The 15,459-nt window shown below is 48.6% G+C and carries 16 protein-coding genes; 8 read left to right on the top strand and 8 right to left on the bottom strand.

Going from position 1 to position 15,459, the window contains the following annotated elements:
* Window positions 1-39: 39 nt before the first annotated feature.
* Complete coding sequence (locus tag FEK30_RS15875) at window positions 40-792, bottom strand: TIGR00297 family protein (protein ID WP_138073709.1); 753 nt, start codon at window positions 790-792, stop codon at window positions 40-42.
* A 110-nt stretch (window positions 793-902) separates the two neighbouring features.
* On the opposite strand from FEK30_RS15875, the gene FEK30_RS15870 reads away from it, so the two are divergent.
* The 3 genes from FEK30_RS15870 to FEK30_RS15860 all read left to right on the top strand — a co-directional run bounded on the left by FEK30_RS15870 (window position 903) and on the right by FEK30_RS15860 (window position 5,192).
* Window positions 903-1,424, top strand: coding sequence for a DUF411 domain-containing protein (locus tag FEK30_RS15870; protein ID WP_232314976.1), 522 nt, complete (start codon window positions 903-905; stop codon window positions 1,422-1,424).
* 12 nt (window positions 1,425-1,436) lie between these two features.
* A complete protein-coding gene (locus tag FEK30_RS15865) occupies window positions 1,437-2,876 on the top strand; it encodes a multicopper oxidase family protein (protein ID WP_138073708.1) in 1,440 nt (479 codons plus the stop codon).
* Between the two features lie 84 nt (window positions 2,877-2,960).
* Window positions 2,961-5,192, top strand: a complete 2,232-nt coding sequence (locus tag FEK30_RS15860; RefSeq protein ID WP_138073707.1) for a heavy metal translocating P-type ATPase — start codon at window positions 2,961-2,963, stop codon at window positions 5,190-5,192.
* Here FEK30_RS15860 and FEK30_RS15855 read toward each other — a convergent pair.
* Both FEK30_RS15855 and FEK30_RS15850 read right to left on the bottom strand, forming a co-directional pair.
* Window positions 5,189-5,425, bottom strand: a complete 237-nt coding sequence (locus FEK30_RS15855; RefSeq protein ID WP_138073706.1) for a hypothetical protein — start codon at window positions 5,423-5,425, stop codon at window positions 5,189-5,191. The two genes, FEK30_RS15860 and FEK30_RS15855, sit on opposite strands and share 4 nt — an antisense overlap.
* Before the next feature lie 31 nt (window positions 5,426-5,456).
* Window positions 5,457-6,250 (bottom strand): IS5 family transposase gene (locus FEK30_RS15850; protein ID WP_138071976.1). Its coding sequence is split into 2 segments (ribosomal slippage): window positions 5,457-5,917 and window positions 5,917-6,250, totalling 795 coding nucleotides; the frame shifts between segments, so codons are not numbered across the junction.
* A gap of 181 nt (window positions 6,251-6,431) precedes the next feature.
* On the opposite strand from FEK30_RS15850, the gene FEK30_RS15845 reads away from it, so the two are divergent.
* The gene (locus tag FEK30_RS15845) at window positions 6,432-7,457 is read left to right on the top strand and encodes an IS5 family transposase (RefSeq protein ID WP_138071033.1); all 1,026 of its coding nucleotides are present in this window, start codon (window positions 6,432-6,434) and stop codon (window positions 7,455-7,457) included.
* 199 nt (window positions 7,458-7,656) lie between these two features.
* Here the strand turns inward: FEK30_RS15845 and FEK30_RS15840 are convergent, their stop codons facing one another.
* The 3 genes from FEK30_RS15840 to FEK30_RS15835 are packed head-to-tail and all read right to left on the bottom strand — an operon-like array spanning window position 7,657 to window position 10,900.
* Window positions 7,657-7,956: a YgiT-type zinc finger protein gene (locus FEK30_RS15840; protein ID WP_255447911.1), complete on the bottom strand. Its 300-nt coding sequence runs from the start codon at window positions 7,954-7,956 to the stop codon at window positions 7,657-7,659.
* Window positions 7,957-7,994: 38 nt separating this feature from the next.
* Window positions 7,995-8,132, bottom strand: coding sequence for a hypothetical protein (locus tag FEK30_RS16805; RefSeq protein WP_168191156.1), 138 nt, complete (start codon window positions 8,130-8,132; stop codon window positions 7,995-7,997).
* Between the two features lie 23 nt (window positions 8,133-8,155).
* On the bottom strand, window positions 8,156-10,900 hold the full coding sequence (locus FEK30_RS15835) for a DNA methyltransferase (RefSeq protein WP_138073705.1): 2,745 nt from the start codon (window positions 10,898-10,900) through the stop codon (window positions 8,156-8,158).
* 147 nt (window positions 10,901-11,047) lie between these two features.
* Here FEK30_RS15835 and FEK30_RS15830 point away from each other — a divergent pair, with 147 nt between their 5' ends.
* Both FEK30_RS15830 and FEK30_RS15825 read left to right on the top strand, forming a co-directional pair.
* Window positions 11,048-11,254 (top strand): hypothetical protein, encoded by a 207-nt coding sequence (locus FEK30_RS15830; protein ID WP_030007371.1) that lies wholly within the window; start codon window positions 11,048-11,050, stop codon window positions 11,252-11,254.
* Window positions 11,254-11,661: a type II toxin-antitoxin system VapC family toxin gene (locus FEK30_RS15825; RefSeq protein WP_012307908.1), complete on the top strand. Its 408-nt coding sequence runs from the start codon at window positions 11,254-11,256 to the stop codon at window positions 11,659-11,661. The genes FEK30_RS15830 and FEK30_RS15825 overlap by 1 nt, the downstream gene beginning before the upstream one ends.
* Before the next feature lie 92 nt (window positions 11,662-11,753).
* Here the strand turns inward: FEK30_RS15825 and FEK30_RS15820 are convergent, their stop codons facing one another.
* Window positions 11,754-13,136 (bottom strand): NAD(P)/FAD-dependent oxidoreductase, encoded by a 1,383-nt coding sequence (locus FEK30_RS15820; RefSeq protein WP_138073704.1) that lies wholly within the window; start codon window positions 13,134-13,136, stop codon window positions 11,754-11,756.
* Between the two features lie 149 nt (window positions 13,137-13,285).
* On the opposite strand from FEK30_RS15820, the gene FEK30_RS15815 reads away from it, so the two are divergent.
* Entirely contained in the window at window positions 13,286-13,996 is a 711-nt protein-coding gene (locus FEK30_RS15815; protein WP_138073703.1) for a 16S rRNA (uracil(1498)-N(3))-methyltransferase, read from the top strand.
* Between the two features lie 6 nt (window positions 13,997-14,002).
* Here the strand turns inward: FEK30_RS15815 and FEK30_RS15810 are convergent, their stop codons facing one another.
* Window positions 14,003-14,239: a hypothetical protein gene (locus FEK30_RS15810; protein ID WP_012307905.1), complete on the bottom strand. Its 237-nt coding sequence runs from the start codon at window positions 14,237-14,239 to the stop codon at window positions 14,003-14,005.
* A gap of 163 nt (window positions 14,240-14,402) precedes the next feature.
* Between FEK30_RS15810 and mtnA the strand changes: the two genes are divergently transcribed.
* Complete coding sequence (mtnA, locus tag FEK30_RS15805; RefSeq protein ID WP_138073836.1) at window positions 14,403-15,443, top strand: S-methyl-5-thioribose-1-phosphate isomerase; 1,041 nt, start codon at window positions 14,403-14,405, stop codon at window positions 15,441-15,443.
* The last annotated feature ends 16 nt before the right edge of the window (window positions 15,444-15,459 follow it).

Here is a 15,459-nt window from a genome sequence, read left to right as displayed (position 1 = left end):
TGGTACTGCACAAAATAATTTAAAAAGAGGATTTAAAACCTAAGAAGTTACCGACCAATATAACGAAGCTAAGGCGATCGCCACCGTTGCTCCCACCAAAGTATTGAGAATGTTCACCACCTCATTGGTAAGAACCGCAAATTTTTCTTGAACCGTTGCGCCGATCACGCTTTCGATATTCGTTGCCACAAAAGCCGCTACCACACACCAGAAGATTCCCAGAGGATCGATTAAGCCGACCCCATACCCCACCAAGGCGATCGCCACCGAAGCCACCATCCCAGCTAGGGTTCCTTCTAAGCTCACGGCCCCTTCTGTACCCCTAGGGACAGCTTGGAAAGTAGTGATTAAAAATGTGCGTTTCCCGTAGGCTTTGCCCACTTCACTGGCGCTGGTATCCGAGAGCTTCGTGCAAAAACTCGCCACATAACCGAGCAAAAGTAGAGGTTGAATCGTTTCTGGGGCAATTAAAGTTCCCAGGGCGCAAATGGTGCCGATTAAGGCCGAGCCCCAAACATTTTCTGGCCCCCGCAAGCCCCCCCGACCTTCAGCGATCCCAGCGGCTTCTTTAATGTTTTTGCCAATTTTTGTCACCCCTACCCCCACGAGGAAATAAAACATCACCACCCCATAGCCCTGCCAACCCAGACAACCCCACACCAGTACCCCCAACAGCCAAGCGTGGAGATAACCCCAGGGGGTCAGTAATTTTTTCGGCACCAAGAAGGCAAGCAAAATCAGGGTTGAATTTAAGGCGATCGCCACGACCCAATTATTTGTCAGAACGTCCATCACAAAAACCAAACTCACTTTTCAATATCTTATTGAATCGCTTTCCCCATTGACCTTCTAGCCGAGGGGAGAGTCTATGATGAAAGCAGATTGTATTTGCGGTGTCAGTAATGGTGAAAAAATCTTGGTTTGCTGTCGGATCGATCGCTCTTTTACTGGGTGTTGGTGGGATCGCGGCCTTTAGTCAATCCCAGGCCCAGGGGGATCAGCTCCGCCTAGTCGAAAATCAGACGCCAATACCCAGCCAGGTGATCGCCGCAGAAGTTTACCGGACGCCTACCTGTGGTTGTTGCGGCGCTTGGGTGGATCATTCCGAAGCCAATGGCTTCACTTTTACGGACAATATTCAGCCGGACATCACCGCCATCAAAGAACAATTCGGCATCACCCCAGAACTTGCGTCTTGTCACACCACTGTCGCCAATGGCTATGTGTTTGAGGGTCATATTCCCGCCGCTGATATCCAACGGTTTTTAGCCAATCCTCCCGCCGATGTCGTCGGTTTGACCGTGCCAGGGATGCCCATCGGTTCCCCAGGGATGGAAGCGGGCGATCGCCAACAGGCTTACCAAGTTCTCGCGCTCCATAAAGACGGCACAACTTCTGTATTCCAAGAATATCCAGGTAATTAAGGGTTACAGACAATGGGCATTAAGCGGCGTGAGTTTCTCGGTTTAACGGCCTTGGGCGCAACAGGAGCATTGCTTTGGCAGGGGCGCAATCTCCTCCGAAGCCGAAACTCTAGTCCTTTAGCCGCCCCCATACCAGAGATTTATCGTAGTGAAGGGGGTTCCCTGGAAATTAACCTCGAAGCCCGCTATGAAGATGTAATCCTTGGGGGAGAACCCACGCGCAACATGATGACCTACAACGGTCAAATCCCTGGCCCCCGCCTAGAAGTTCAACCGGGCGATCGCCTAATTATTCACTTTAAAAATAGCCTCGATCAGCCCACAAATCTACACTTCCACGGACTGCACCTTTCCCCAGAAGGCAACCAAGATAATGTGTTCCTCCACATCGAACCAGGGGAAACTTTTCACTACGAACTGGAGATTCATCCCCAACAGCGGGCTGGCACTTACTGGTACCACCCCCACCACCATGGTTTTGTCGCCGAACAGTTATTTCAGGGGTTAGCTGGGCTGATCGTTGTGCGGGGGGACTTGGATGAACTGCCAGAAATCCGCGCCGCCCAAGAGGAATTTTTTGTTCTCCAGGATTTTAACCGCGATCGCCCACCCCAAGGAATGATGGACTCCCACATGAATTTGATGGCGGGTCGAGAAGGGAATCTAATTACGGTCAATGGCCTTTTTCACCCAGAAATCGCTGTGACCAAAGATTTACTGCGGCTGCGGTTGCTGAATGCGTCCCCCTCGCGGTTCTATCGTCTCCAACTCTATGGCCAAAAGTTAATGCAAATTGCCGGAGATGGTGGTGCTTTTTCTCAACCCCTGGAGCGGGATGAATTACTTTTAACCCCAGGTCAACGGGCGGAGGTGCTCATCAAAACCCAGGATCTACCGAAAACGCCGATCCATTTACTCAACCTTCCTTATCAACGCGCCCAGATGGGGATGATGGGCCAGCAATATAACAATGCCACCGTGGCGATCGCCGATTTTACCCCCAGTGCTCAAACCTTTGCCCCGGTGCAAATTCCTGCCCAATTAATTCCCGTTGAATCTTTACCGGAGCCGAGCCGAACCCGTCGTTTTACCCTGAACCATGGCATGGTACCAGGACAAGGAATGGCTTTTTTGATCAATGGGGAAGCCTACCGGGATCAACCCCAAACCACCGTCCGCTTGAACGATGTGGAGGATTGGGAAATTGTGAATACGGGCACAATGGATCACCCCTTCCATGTCCATGTGAATGGCTTTCAAGTGGTGAGCCGCAACGGTGTACCGGAAGAAAATATTGCCTGGGCAGATACGGTACTGGTGCGGGTCGGGGAAACGGTCAAAATTAGAATCGCTTTCCGGGATTTCAGCGGCAAAACGGTTTACCACTGCCATATTCTCGATCATGAAGACCTTGGCATGATGGGCCAATTGGAAATTCTACCCGCTTCATAAAACGTGAAATTGCGGCCTTGACTCTCCAGTGCACTAGAGCTTTTATCCTGGAGCCAGCACTTGAATCATCGAGGAAAGTTCGCCATGGAAACCCGCCAGTTTCAGATCAAAGGGATGGGCTGTGCTGCCTGTGCCACCACCATCGAAACCGCCCTCCAGAAAACTGCAGGGGTACAGGCCGCCCAAGTGAACTTCGCCGCCGAGCAATTGCGGGTGGAGTTTGATGGCACTCAGATAAATGGGGAAACTCTGCAACAGGTGGTCAGTGATGCGGGCTATGAAGCGATTCCCCTCATGCAAGGCGATCGCCAAAGTCAACTCGACCAACAGGAACGGGAACGGGCACAGCAATTGCGCAAATTAGCCCATAAGGTCTGGTTGGCGGGGGCCTTGAGTGCGGTGTTAGTGGTGGGCAGTTTACCAATGATGCTGGGGACAGAAATTCCGGGAATTGCCCATTGGTGGCACAATCCCTGGTTGCAGTGGGCTTTGACAACGCCGATTATGGTCTGGCCAGGGCGAGATTTTTTCGTTGGTGCCTGGAAAAGCCTCAAAAAACGCACTGCCGATATGAATACCTTGGTGGCTCTGGGGACAGGGGTGGCCTATGGTTATTCGGTGCTGGCGACGGTGTTTGCGGTTCAGTTTCAAGCCTGGGGCTTCATTGGGGAAGTGTACTTTGAAGTTGCTGCGGTGATTATTACCCTCATTCTTGTGGGCCAATGGCTCGAACGGAAGGCACGGGGGCAAACGGCGGCAGCGATCCGGGAACTGATGGGCTTGCAAGTGAAAACAGCGCGGGTGCTGCGGGGAGAAACCACCGTTGATATTCCCGTGGAACAGGTGCAGGTGGGCGATCGCCTGTTGATCCGACCGGGGGAAAAAATTCCGGTGGATGGCGAAATTTTAGAAGGGGATTCTACCCTCGATGAAGCTTTGGTGACGGGGGAATCGTTGCCCGTGGAAAAAACCGTGGGCGATCGCGTTATTGGTTCGACGTTGAATAAAACAGGCCGTTTGATCCTGAAGGCGACCCATGTGGGGGAAGATACGGTTTTGGCGCAGATTATTCGCCTCGTCCAGGAAGCCCAGGGGAGTAAAGCGCCGATCCAAAAGTTGGCGGATCAAGTGACCGCTTGGTTTGTGCCTGCCGTGCTGGTGATTGCGCTGGTTACTTTTAGTATTTGGGCGATCGCCGGTAATCTTTCCCTGGCAATCACGACTTTAGTGAGCGTTTTAATTATTGCCTGTCCCTGTGCCCTGGGGTTAGCGACGCCCACCTCGATCATGGTCGGTACGGGGGTTGGTGCCCAGCACGGCATTTTGATTAAAGATGCCCAGAGTCTTGAACTCGCCGCCCACCTCAGCACCATTGTCCTCGATAAAACGGGTACCCTCACCCAGGGGAAACCCAGCGTCACCAACTGCCAGAGCCTCATTGACGAAGCGCAACTATGGTCTTGGGTTGCCAGTGTGGAACAGTCCTCCGAGCATCCTTTGGGAGAAGCGATCTTTCAGCACGCCCAAGCAAAGGATATTCCCCTCGTGCCCCTGGAAAATTTTCAATCCCAAACGGGGCAAGGGGTACAGGCCACAATTCAGCAGCAAAATATCTACATTGGTACGGCCCATTGGTTACGGGATCTCGGCATTGACACAGAACAATTACAGGCCCAGGCCACAGCTTGGCAAAACGAAGGGAAAACGGTGATTTGGGTCGCCATTGACCACCAACTCGCAGGCATCATTGCCCTGGCTGACCAGCTTAAACCCACTAGCTCCAACGTCGTGAAACAGTTACAAAAATTGGGTTTAAAGGTTGTCCTCCTCACCGGAGATAATCCCCGCACCGCCGCGGCGATCGCCAAACAGGTGGGCATTGATCACGTACAGGCAGAGGTGCGCCCCGACCAAAAGGCTGCTGTGGTGCAACAGTTCCAAAGTCAGCGGGAAGTGGTCGCCATGGTGGGGGATGGCATTAATGACGCTCCAGCTCTGGCCCAGGCGGATTTAGGGATTGCCATCGGCACGGGTACTGATGTGGCGATCGCCGCCAGTGATCTCACCCTTATTTCTGGGGATTTGGCAGGGATTTTAACGGCGATTAAACTGAGCCGCGCCACCCTCCGCAATATCAAACAAAATCTCTTTTTCGCTTTCTTCTACAATGTCGCCAGCATTCCCATCGCTGCGGGGATTCTCAGTGCTTGGGGGATTTTCCTGAACCCGATGATCGCTGGGGCGGCCATGGCCTTTAGTTCTGTTTCGGTGGTGACGAATGCTCTACGTTTGAAAAAAGTTAGTCAACGGCTTTAAAAAGCTAGTCTTTGTTTAACTGTCTCTAGAGAAATGCGTTCTTGATTTTCTGGGTTGGTTTCGGCTGCGATCGCATCATGAACATCTAATAAATCTTCTAATTCTTCGGCATCGATAATAGCTAATTTGCCTTGAATAATTTGTTTAAAAAAATCATCGACAGAAAGATTTAGTTGTGCGGCAAGGGTAGAAATACCCTGTAAAGATTCAGCTGAAATCTGTAATGAAGTCATGGCTTTTAGAGACCATTTATAAAGTAAATCTTTAGGAAACTAGCCGACGCAACATCAGACGACTCATGGAAGCATAAATCCCTGCCTCCGACACTTCTGATAATTGCTCATAGTCTTTACTAAGGCGACGATAATAATTCAACCAACCAAATGTACGTTCAACAATCCAACGCTTCGGGAGTACCATGAATTCTTTACTGTTTCTACTAATCACTTCCACCTTGGCTTGCACCATTAACCAGAGACTTAAGGCAAAGCGTCCTCCTCGATATCCAGCATCTACCCACATCAACCGCAATCGCTTCAACATCTGCTGTTGCTGCTCCCTTAGCTCCATCACTGCAGCAAGGGCAAAGGTTCGTTCTGAGCTATTTCCCTCGGAGACTATCACTTTGTAAAGTAACCCTAAACTGTCGACTAGCAAGTTTCTCCGTCTTCCTTTGACCTGTTTCCCGCCATCGAAGCCATAGACATCGCCCTTTTTTCTGTCGTCTTGACCGATTGGCTATCGGCAATCAGGACGCTAGGTTCTGGGGTTTTCCCCACTGCTTGACGGCAGCGAGTCCGCAAAGCATGGTTGATGTTTTCCCAAACTCCCTGCTTCTGCCATTTGCGATAGTAGTAGTACACCGTGGAGGAGGGAGGAAAGTCCTTGGGCAGATAGGCCCATTGACAACCGGTTTTGAGGAGATAGAAAATCCCATTGCAGACCTGTCGCATATCAGTAGTACGTGGATGACCGCCGGACTTTGGAGCAGGAATCAAGGGTTCTAGTAAAGCCCATTCTGCATCGGTCAGGTCACTGGGGTAAGAAGCTTGAGACATTGGTGCTATTCTCCTGTGTCGTTACGCTTATGCTTGACCTTAACGACTTCACGGGCAAAAATCCTGTTCTCTTTATCTTTACTTTATAAACACCCTCTTAGGGGATCTCGAAAAATAGCTTGAAGCGAAGCAAGAATATGAGATCATAGATACCAAAGTATCGCCAAAGCAGTGTCTCAAGATGAGTCAATTAGGATTCTGGGATTGGGAAAAACGACATCAGTATTTGGAGGAGAAACAAGATATCCTCGTCAAGCTCAATGAATGGATTCCTTGGGAAGAATTTAGAGAGATTCTCAATCAGGTTCAACCAAAAGAGAGAAAAAGTAAGGCGGGCAGGAAAGCAATAGATCCCGTACGAATGTTCAAATTGCTGATACTGCAAAGGCTCTACGGTATTAGTGATGAAGCTCTAGAATATCAAGTCAATGACAGGCTATCATTCATGAAGTTTGTCGGTTTGGGCATCGAAGATAAAGTACCAGATGCGACAACAGTCTGGCTATTTAGACAAAAGCTAGTAGAGCAAAAGCTAGCGGCAGCACTGTTTGAGAAATTTGAAGGCTATTTGCAAAAACAAGGATATCAAGCAGAAGAAGGACAAATAATTGATGCAACACTCATCCCAGTACCGAGACAGCGCAATCGTCGGGAAGAGAATGAAGTAGTGAAATCAGGCAAAATTCCCGAAGACTGGAAAGATAAGCCCAGGAAAAAGCGACAGAAGGATTGTGATGCTCGCTGGACAAAGAAAAATCAGGAGAATCACTTTGGCTACAAGAACCACATCAATGTCGATGTGAAATATAAACTCATCAGAAAATATGCAGTGACAGCAGCTTCAGTGCATGACAGTCAAATGTTTGCGGCAGTCTTGGATGGCAGTAATAGAGGGGATGGCATCTGGGCAGACAGTGCTTACCAAATCCAAGTACGGGAAAGAGTATTAGCACTGATGGGTATGGACAGTCATATTCATGAGAAGGGGAACCGTAATCATCCCCTAAGTGAGACACAAAAAGCCAGAAATAAAGAACGCTCTCATGTCCGTTCGAGAGTGGAGCATATCTTTGGTACTTTTGTGACCTCTATGGGGGGCAAGATGGAAAGGGTGATTGGTCATGCTCGTATTGAGACACAAATTGCCCTGAAGAACTTAGCCTACAACTTCCGACGGTACGTCTACTTGCAGCAATCTTGTGCCTAAAATCAAAAAAAATGGAGGCAAATAGGGTGAATTGACAACATCATATGAGCAAATATTTTTGCTTTTATGCTGTGACTGATAGTTTTTCTCAAAGCCTATCCATTTTTTGAAAATTTCGAGGTTCCCTTTACTTGTAAATAGTTTCTTCTAAGGCATTACTGATGCTTTCTATAAAATGTTTTACAGATTAAAGCAAGGTTTAAGAGGCGGCTTGATAGGAGAAAACGTCCATTGTGATTGTTCTTGCTGGCTGTTGATCTTCATGGAGCATTTTGCGGATTTTTTCTGTTGTTTCACGACTAAAAGTTTCTTCTCCGCACTGTTGACAGACTTCCACAGGGATATTTTCAACTAAATAAAATTTACCGTTAGTTTGAAAAGCTTCACTGGTCACTTCTTGTTTTGAATGCTTAGATTGGCAAATATGACATTGAAAAATTTTCACTTCATTAAGCTGGATTTCTAAATAATTGAACAATATCTTCAGGCAGTGGTTCATTGAATTTATCAGGAACAATAAACTCCCCTTCACACAGTCTAAAAGGACGAAATTTTTTTTGACTGGTCAATATTCGATTTTTCTTGTTTTTCTTCGAGTAAGATTTCCAGAATTTTATGGACTAAATAATCTGGCATTTTTTCGATTTCTTGGATCAGTTGTTCTCTTTCTGTCATGGGTTGATGCTGGTGGCTCTGATTTATTTTGGTGGGTTATCGATCGCCCAGGGGCCAACTATATTTTCGCCATTTTTTTCTTTTTCGGCCAGGGCAAGGTTCAAGCCTAAAAGTTTTTCGAGAATGTCGTCGTCTTTTTTGAAGCCGTAGGCTTTGAGCACAAGGGCATCGAGCTTTTTGTGGAGTTTATGGAGTTGGCTGGCGGGTTCGTCGAAAAAGGCGTTGTAAAGTTTGGTGATGCCCCATTGTTTGGCTTCCATTTGGGCGGTGCGGTAGTTATGGAGATCGATCATCGCTTGGCGGATCTGTTGGGTGAGTTTTGCGATCGCCACCTGGGGAAAGGGAAAGGTTTCAAAACAGGTATTGTGGGTGTAACGGGTTCGATCTTCTAGGGTTGAGCTTTGGGCTTTGACCCATTGACAATGAACATCTGATGTCAAAAGTCCCAACACATAAAAATCATCCGAAGCCACAACAGTTGTTGAATCAGCAGGAAGCCAATCTAATTTACAGGGAATAAAAATAAACCATTTAGAATGTCTTGGAACTGCAAAATATTGGGATAGTCTCTCAATTGCTTGTCGCATTGCAGGACGTTTTTCTCCAAATTGCCACCAGTTTTCTCGCGTTGTTTGTCGTCGATTTGTATCACGTATGGGTTTCACAAATTCCTTGAGATGATTGAACGGTAGTTTGTAATCGCTAGCATCTTCTAAAGATAAATCATTAAAATCAATAATCCAGCGGCTCGGCTCTCCATTTATTTTGTCAGTCAGATCACCCGCTGAAACTGACCTTTTTAAAACTTGTTTATTAGATGAATCTTGCTTAATCCAAGCTTCTGCAATGTCTGACTTTATATAAAAGTCTTTTCCGACGGGAATTATTCCTTGAAATGAAAAATTCTTATTTTGCTGAAGTCGTGGGGCTTGACTAACATCAAAAAGTTCCGTCAGAGAACTGTTAATACTTTTGACTTCTTGATTATCCAAAAGATAATGCTCTGGTTTTTGCTTTGCCCAATTTACTAAGCTGACATGAACATTTGCCTCCCCAGACCAGGGTTGCGTTGAAACTGCTTCGTGAATAAATCCGCCATTTTGCACAATATATTCCAAAGAAGCTGTGCGGCTTTTCCCTTGACTAATCGAATTTGTTCCAACTAAACCAGCTCGACCGTTTTCATTGATCTGATCGTGAGCTTTCCGAAACCAATAGGCGCAAAAATCAACCGAATCTTTTACATCAGCAAATTTTCTAAAAACCCGCTCCATGTAATCATCACCTAGAGCTAAACGCGCGTGTTTGCCGCCAAGAAAAGGCGGATTTCCAATAATCGCGTCAGCTTTTACCCAGTCATTAAACAGCGCATCTTGGCAGACAATATTTTGATCCAAAGAATCCAACGGCAAAGCAGGCTCAGTCAACCCAAACTTATCAATCGCAATCTTCCGGGCGATCATCATCGTCACCCGCGCCAACTGCACCGCGAACGGATTCGTATCCATCCCAAAAAACTGCAACGGCGTCACAATCCCAATTTCTTCCTGCTGTAAAACTTCCCCCTGGAACCGCTTGCGCCGCTCATAGATTTTGTTGAGCAAAACCCGTTCCAGCCGCTTCAACTCCTGATACGCCACATAAAGGAAATTTCCTGAACCGCACGCCGGATCCAATACCCGATATTCCCGTAATTCCTGCTTCAGCTTTTCGAGATCTTCGTAGGTTGTCGCCTCGTCGATTTTCCCTTCCCAATAGTCCGAAATGGTCGGGCGCACAATCTGCCGGATATCCTTCTCAGAAGTGTAATGAATTCCCCTAGCGTGGCGCTCATCCGCATCAATGGCACTCTCAAAAATATTTCCAAAAATCGACGGTCGGATATTCGCCCAATTATCCCGCGCGCACACATCGAGAATTTCTAACTCGTTCTTTTCTAAGGGAATCGGCTGAATTTCCCCAAACAAACCCCCATTAAAATAATCCACCCCCTTGTAACGACCCTGGGGCACGATCCCCGGCAAGTTCATCGCCCGAAACAAACCACTAAAGGCATCGTAGGCATTATCCCGCCCCGCTAAACAGTCCTGCACCAACCCCACAAACAGATCCCGTGGTAGGAGATTCCGGTCTTCGGCAAACATCGCCAGCACACATTGCAGGGTAAACCGTTGCAGTTGCGCTTCTGTGAAATAGACAAACTTTTCCCTTTCGCCCCGCGATCGCACCAACCGATAAAATTCCCCCATGCGCTTGGCCGTGCGTTCCGTCACTTCGACCTGATTATTCCGAAAGATCGGCTCCCGACCACCGATCTCCATAAACGAAAATGTCCCTACCCGGTTCGGGAGATCTTCTAGCTTGACCCGGTCTACAGGCTCATCGACCTGGTTGTTAAAGTCATAGACCCAAAACTCATCAAAATTACAGAGAATCGAATAGCGTGGTTTTGGGGTCAGCCGCAGCCAATATTTTTCAAGTTGGGAATAATGCAGCGCCAGATCTGTCCCGCGCTTTTTCATCTCCACCACGACTCCCTTTACCCCAGGGGCGGGCGACCAGACCAAATCCGCAAAACCTGTTTTATCTTTCTTACTCGCTTTTTTGACCCGCTCCTCAAACTCGGCCCCAACTTCTTTGATTCCCGCATGGCCAAAGGCTTGGAAAAATCGCGTTAAAAATGTCTGCGCCTCCGACTTCTCATCCCCTTGGATATAGGCATTACAGTAATCCACAAACACCTGGAGAGAATCACGGGTTACTGCCATTGGTCACTCAGCCCACAAGAAAAAACAATACAAAGATTCCTCCATAGTATCGCCCAACCCCAACACCATCCACCCAAAAACCACCGACAGAATTCACTGTGAGCAAGTATGATAAAAGTCATACCCTGCAGCTTGAGTCAAGCGCCCATGAAAAAGACACTGTACATCCCGGATGAGCTGTGGCAGCAGCTTGATCAATACCTCCAAACTCACCCCGAAGAAAATGCCTCTAGCCTCGTCCAGAGCGCCCTCAGAGATAAGTTACGTCCCCGGAATGGTCAGGATTTGCTAGATTTAGCAGGCCTAGTTCGTAATGCCCCTGTAGATGCTTCGACGAATCCCTTGGAGCGTTGATGGAACGACTGGTACTCGATGCAGGCCCTCTGATTGCCCTCGTTTCTCGCCAGGATCGATATCATGAGCTAGCTCAGTCCGGCTTTACCCAAATCCCAAAAGCTTTTGGAGAGATCATTACCCCTTTACCGATTGTTTTTGAGGTTTACAAATTTGTTTCACGCCGTGAGTCAATTCAAGCGGCTCAATTCCTTTTGACAACTTTGCAGACAAATACAGTCATTCAGACTATTTCTCCAACGGATTTTCAAGAGATTTACGAACTCAGCATTCGTTCACCCCAATGGCGAGGCAGTTTAGAAGATGCTTCTGTGCTGGTTGTAGCAAAACAAATGCAAGCAAAGGTTTGGACAATTGATTACAGAGACCTCGGCTTCTTTGAAGATATTGGTTTTTGGCATCCCTGAAAAAAGATTGCATCATAAAATCCCCCACAAAATTATTACTCTACGAGAATGTCGTGGGGGAAGTGCATTAAGATGCGCTATTCAGCTTGGCGTCAGGCTTCGACTTTAATGTTGACCTTCGTTTCTTTGTCAGCAGTTTCTTGGTAGAGCTTGAATCCAGAGACGAGATCCTTTTCTCCGGTAATCAGACGGGCACCCCGACCTCTGGTGAAGTAGTTCCAACCCCACTGGAGCATTACCACCATCTTGTTATCAAACTCAATCAGGTAGTACACGTGGGCAAAAATCCAGATTAACCAGGCCAGGAACCCAGAGAATTTCACAAAACCGAGATCCACAACGGCGGCATTTTGCCCAATGACAGCTAGGCTACCCAATTCCATATAACGAAAAGGCGCCATCTCCTGACCATTGACCCGTTGTTTGATCAGTTTTGCCACATATTCCCCTTCTTGCATCGCTACTGGCGCAACCCCAGGTAGAGGCCGTTCATTTTGGTGGGGGAAGTTGGCCAAGTCCCCAATCACAAAGACATCGGGGTAGCCGGCAACGCTTAGGTTCGGCTCGACGATGACCCGACCAGCTCGGTCTAGGGTCGCGCTTAAACGGTCTTCGAGGACTTTACTCATGCCAGACGCTTTCACCCCAGCGGCCCAGACAATAGTTTTCGCGGCGATTTCAAGCTGGTCATCGCCCTGCTTAAAGGTGACAAGGTGGTCTTCGATATTCGTCACGAGGCTCTTGGTTTGTACCTGAACCCCCAGATTTTCCAGGGATTTTTGCGCTTTCGCCGACAAACTTGGATCGTAGGGGGGCAAGACCCGATCCATTCCTTCTAGGAGAATAATCCGGGCGCGGGTAGTATCAATTTTGCGGAAATCTTTTTTCAGAACGCTGTAGGCAATTTCGGCGATCGCCCCGGCCAATTCTACCCCCGTCGGGCCACCACCCACGATCACAAAAGTCAACCAAGCCTGTTGGAGTGCCGGATCTGTTTCTTTTTCCGCAGCTTCAAAGGCCATAAAGATGCGGTGGCGAATTTCGAGGGCATCTTCAACGGTTTTCAGGCCCGGTGCGTAGGGTTTCCAATGGTCATTTCCAAAGTAGTGATGGCTGACCCCCGTGGCGACGATCAAACTGTCATAGTTGACGATCCCTTCGTTCATTACCACCGTTTTGTTATCGGGATCAATGTCAACGACTTCATCAAGGAGCACATGGGTGTTTTTGTTGCCGCTGAGGACACCGCGCAGGGGCGAGGCAATATCCGCCGGGGAAAGGGTACCTGTTGCTACTTGGTACAGCAGCGGTTGGAACAGGTGGAAGTTCCGTTTGTCGATCAGGGTGACATCCACGGCAGCCTCATATTTACCGAGGGTTTTCGCGGCATAAAGACCACCAAAACCGCCACCGATAATCACCACTTTATGCTTGTCTGTCTGGGGGGTGAGATTGGGGAGTTGGGTATTGACCATGGGTTCGCTGGGGTTGGGGAAAATATAAACTTTTATTTCAATCGGCCTGTGTTAGGTAAGAATACTAACAGAAATCTACCCAAAGAGATAAAAGGTGAGATTTCAATGGTGCTATTGCTCGAAAAAATAGGGCGGAGACGGTTAATTTAATGCAGCGTTTGGTGGTTTCTGAGGCGCAATTTACTGATCTTTCTAGGGTTAATTTAACGACAGAACAACGGCATTATCTGCTAAGTGTGCTACGGTTGCGCGCGGGCGATCGCCTGGTTTTGTTAAATGGTTTAGGCCAAGCTTGGCTTGGTGAACTGACGGAGACTGAGCAGATTCAATTAATCGAATCCCAGCACCTCCAAACAGAATGCCCGATTCCAGTGAAATTAGTGGCCGCCCTGCCGAAAAATGGCTTCGATGAAGTGGTGCGTTGCTGTACAGAATTAGGAGTAACGCAGATCTATCCGGTGATTTCTGAGCGGACAATTTTAAAACCGAGTGAGAACAAGTTAAAACGCTGGCGTAAAATTGCCACCGAAGCCGCAGAACAATCGGAACGGGCGATTGTGCCAGAAATTGCCGCACCCCAACCTTTTTTCAATCTTTTAGAAACCCTTTCCCCAGAGCAAACCTATCTCTGTGGCGCACGGGAAAAGTCATTGCATCTCCTGGATGCGTTACCCAAAACGCTCCCGCCAGAAATTACGGTGCTGATCGGGCCGGAGGGGGGCTGGACAGAGACGGAAATCCAACAGGCGATCGCCAAAGGTATTCCAGTCGTCTCCTTGGGAAATTCGATCCTGCGGGCCGTGACGGCTTCGATCACGGCGATCGCCTTAGTGAATAGTCACTGTCGTCCAGGAAATTAACTGGATTTAACTTTGGGAATCCCGCCGGGATTTTTCGATGGCGATCAAGGTTTTGCGGAGGGACTCTATTTCCCCCTGGAGCTGACTCGTATAAGTCGCGTTACTCTGGGCTGCCGTGAGGAGTGCCGCCGCCTGGAACGCTGTATCGGGGGTGATATTCCCCTTATAGGTCATCATGATGCGTTGATAATGTTCGCCAAGGTCATCATGCATGATGCTCATAAAATCAGCGAATTCACTCATTTTCCCGCTTCTCCAAGCCGTTAGGGGATTTTAGTTACCTTACATGGCCATGGTAGCGGAGATGCAAGGCGATCGCCGGAGAAATTTACCGAATGTATTTTTTTTCGTCCGCCCTCAGGCCACAATAGGGAAGATTTTTCACCGTTGGAATTTTCCCAGTTTAATGAGCAACTCCATTAACCCCATCGTTTGGCAAGAAGACCGCGTCCTCCTCGTGGATCAAACCCTGCTCCCCCTCGCCTGTAAAGTCGTCGAAATTAAAACCTACCAGGCCATGGCTGAGGCGATCCGCACGATGATTGTCCGGGGAGCGCCGGCGATTGGGGTTTCGGCGGCCTATGGTCTATACCTGGGGGCAAAGGAGATCCAAACCACAGACCGCACCATTTTTCTGGAAAAACTAGAGGCGATCGCCGCAACCCTCCGCCAAACCCGTCCCACCGCAGTCAATCTTTTTTGGGCCATTGATCGGGTAATGGCAACGGTTCAAGAGGCGACTGGTAATATTCCTGAGTTGCAAAATTTAATTCTTGATACCGCCAAGGCGATCCACAATGAAGACCTCGCCACCTGCCAGGCGATCGGTGATCAGGGGTTGGCGGTTCTTCCCGAAATCCCCGAAAAATTAACCATCCTCACCCATTGCAATGCGGGTGGTTTAGCCACAGCGGGTTATGGCACAGCTTTGGGCGTGATTCGTTCAGCTTGGCGGGAAAATCGTTTAGGGATGGTCTATGCTGACGAAACTCGGCCCCGGCTCCAGGGTTCCAAGCTCACTACCTGGGAATGCGTCCAGGAAGGGATTCCGGTGACGCAAATCTGTGACAACATGGCGGCCCACTGTATGCAACAGGGTCGCATCGATGCAGTGGTGGTGGGAGCCGACCGGATTACGGCCAATGGCGATGCCGCGAATAAAATTGGCACCTACAGTTTGGCGATCGTCGCGAAGGCCCATAATGTTCCTTTTTTCGTGGCGGCTCCTTTATCGACGGTGGATTTTTCCCTCAGCGATGGTAAGCAAATTCCCATTGAGGAGCGCGATCCTCAGGAAGTCTATCAAATTGGTGATACGCGCATCTGCCCGGAAGGGGTGCAATTTTATAATCCGGCTTTTGATGTGACCCCGGCCCACCTGATCACGGCGATCATTACAGAAAAAGGGGCCGTGGCTCCCGACCAGTTGATTCATCTCAAGGGCTAGAAACCTACCCCTCTAT

The sequence above is a fragment of the Picosynechococcus sp. PCC 11901 genome (assembly GCF_005577135.1).
GTDB lineage: Bacteria > Cyanobacteriota > Cyanobacteriia > Cyanobacteriales > MRBY01 > MRBY01.
Note: the sequence above shows the minus strand (reverse complement) of the source record. Positions and strands in the feature narration are given on the sequence as shown.